Raw genomic sequence first — 2705 nt, 5'->3', positions numbered from 1 at the left:
GAGGCATCTCTGCAGGGATTTCGATGGCCTCTAAAAGTTCTTCTGATACCTCTGGAGGTTTTTCCATGGGTTTCACTAATTTTTTTGCAACTGCAACTTTTTTTGACAGCCTTTTTTGTCACCACAATCTTTTCCTTCTTTGCAACCTTCTTTTTTGGCTTTTCCGGCTTTGGCTTTTTTTCGGCCTTTGCTTTGCCCATGGCCTTGATAATGTCTGCTTTTTTAAGTCCGCTCTTTAGGGCAATATTAAGCTCTTTTGCCAGTGTTTTGAGTTCTGCTATTGTTAATTCTTCAAGGGGCTTTTTTATCTCCTTTTTTTGGGGTTTTACAGCTTTTTTACGGCAGGCTTTGCGACTTTTTTTGCCGATGGTTTTTTTACCGCCTTTTTGGGGGCCTCTTTCACAGCAGCTTTCTTTGTAGGCTTTTTGAGAACAGCTTTTGCGATAGTCTTTTTAGCTGTTTTTTTCTTTGCTGTTGCCGGTTTTGCTTTCTCTGTTTTTACCTTTTTCTCGGGCTTCTTAGGGACTGCTTTTATTTTTTTAGCTGTTATTTTTTATGCCCTTTTTAGGGGTAACCGCTTTTTTGTTCTCGCGGCTTTTTTTGCCGGGGTTTTCTTTTTTTTGCTTTGATGGTTTGCCGGAGAGAACCCTTATGAGTTCTTTTTTTCCAGCTTGCTCTCTGCTTTTTTTGCAGCCTTTGCCTTCAAAATGCCTTTTTTGGTTGTCTTCTGCTTCTTCATGTCAGCCCCCCAATGAGCGATTTAGCTAATTATATACCAAAATAAATTTTTGTTGCATACTAATGCGCCTTTGCCCAGTTTTTGCCCCAGCCCATATCCACCTTTAATGGCACTGATAGAGATAGGGCGTTTTCCATTTCATGCGTAATCAGTTTTTTAGCGGTCTCAAGTTCGGTCTCAGGCACTTCAAATAAAAGCTCATCATGGATTTGAAGTATCATCCTCGTTTTAAGATCTCTTTCTTTGAGCCTTTGCCATATGTTTATCATTGCTATCTTTATCAGATCCGCTGCTGTCCCCTGAATGGGCGTGTTTATTGCGAGCCTTTCTGCCTGTTGCCTGATATTTGTATTGTGGCTGTTGATTTCAGGGATCGGCCTTTTCCTTCCCATAAGCGTTTTAACATAGCCGTTCTCCCTTGCCATCTTGACGGCATCATCCATATAATTCTTTACTCCCTCATGCTTCTTAAAATACTGTTCTATGTAAGTGGCTGCCTCCTTTGGCGTGATATTGAGCGCCTCTGACAATCCGAAAGGGCTTATTCCGTAAACAACGCCGAAATTCACTGTCTTTGCTATTCTCCTCATTTCCTCTGTTACCGACTCTTTTGGAATATTAAATAGCTCGGCTGCTGTCCTCGTGTGTATATCGATATCCCTGTTGAATGCATCAATCAGCCCTTCGTCGCCGCTTATGTGGGCGAGTATCCTCAATTCTACCTGTGAGTAGTCAGCAGAAATGAGGATACATCCTTTATCTGCAATGAAAACCTCCCTTATTTTTGTTCCCCATTCGCCGCGTATCGGAATATTCTGCAGATTCGGCTCGCTGCTGCTCAGCCTTCCCGTTGCGGTAACTGTCTGGTTAAAGGATGTATGAATTCTTCCGGTCTTTTTATCGATGAGCTTTGGCAAGGCATCCACATAAGTAGTCTTCAATTTATATAATGTCCTGTAATTCAATATCTCCATTGGAAGCTCATGGGTCTTTGACAACTCTTCGAGCACATCCATTCCTGTGGAATATCCTGTTTTTGTCTTCTTCAATGGCTTTAAACCGAGTTTTTCGAAGAGTATCTTCTGCAATTGCTGAGGTGAATTTATATTGAAACTCTCGCCTGCAATGGTATATATCTTCGATTCTATTATTTCAAGCTCTCTGTCCAGTTCCTTTGATAATTCCTCAAGCCTTTCTTTGTTTATCTTTACACCGCTCTCCTCCATGTCCGTGAGGACATAAATCAGAGGCATTTCCATATCGAAATAGAGATTTTCAAGTCCTTCGGTTTTCAATCTTTCAAAGAGGATGTCCTTTAACTCCATTGCCAGTTCTGCATCCTCTGCAGCGTACTGTGTTGCTTCATCTATAGGCACTTCCGAGAATGAGTGCAGTTTTCCAAGAACCTCTGTGAATGCTCTCTTTTTATGAAACAGATATTCGAGGCTAACATCCTCAAGGCTGTGGTCTGGCTTGTTGGGATTTAAAAGGTACGATGCAAGCATGGTATCGTAAAGCCTGCCTTTTACATAAATCCCTTCCTGCCTTAATATAAGGATGTCGTATTTCTGATTGTGCCCAACTTTTGGAATAGATTCATCTTCGAGCACTCCTTTTAAGATGTTAAAGGCGTCAGGAATGTTTGTGCCGTGTGTATGCCTTACAGGCACATAATATGCCTTGCCCTTTTCCCTGCACAGGGCTATGCCGACAATGGAATCTGATATGGGATTTCTTCCTGTGGCCTCGATGTCAAAGGAAAGATAGGCTATAGGCGATGGGCTATGGGCGATAGGTGAAGTTGACGGCTTTTCGGAGACGGGTTGCTCTGTTTCAGGCTTTTTGCTGCTTTTAAAAAGGGAAAATTGTTCCATAATTGTTAGTTTATCAGAAGCGGAAGTTGTATATAAACCTTGATTCCCTGTTAAGAGGCAAAAAATAAGAGAAGGCGTATGGGTTTGGGATT

General features: G+C 41.8%; 2 protein-coding genes and 1 pseudogene. 1 reads left to right on the top strand and 2 read right to left on the bottom strand.

Annotated elements, in window-relative coordinates:
- Window positions 1–200: pseudogene (locus tag V7L97_RS12090) on the bottom strand (hypothetical protein); the annotation flags it as partial.
- Window positions 201–317: 117 nt separating this feature from the next.
- On the opposite strand from V7L97_RS12090, the gene V7L97_RS12085 reads away from it, so the two are divergent.
- On the top strand, window positions 318–629 hold the full coding sequence (locus V7L97_RS12085) for a hypothetical protein (RefSeq protein WP_333656331.1): 312 nt from the start codon (window positions 318–320) through the stop codon (window positions 627–629).
- A 169-nt stretch (window positions 630–798) separates the two neighbouring features.
- On the opposite strand, the gene polA is transcribed toward V7L97_RS12085, so the two are convergent.
- Complete coding sequence (gene polA / locus V7L97_RS12080) at window positions 799–2613, bottom strand: DNA polymerase I (RefSeq protein WP_333656329.1); 1815 nt, start codon at window positions 2611–2613, stop codon at window positions 799–801.
- Between the last annotated feature and the right edge of the window lie 92 nt (window positions 2614–2705).

Origin of the sequence: Dissulfurispira sp. (assembly GCF_036745535.1) — a bacterium.
Lineage (GTDB): Bacteria > Nitrospirota > Thermodesulfovibrionia > Thermodesulfovibrionales > Dissulfurispiraceae > Dissulfurispira.
The sequence above is the reverse complement of the archived record's forward strand: the minus strand, read 5'-3'. Positions and strand labels throughout refer to the sequence as shown.

What these genes read in the sequence shown, in the direction of transcription:
- polA (WP_333656329.1), bottom strand. Translation starts at nt 2,613, where the DNA reads ATGGAACAATTTTCCCTTTTTAAAAGCAGCAAAAAGCCTGAAACAGAG.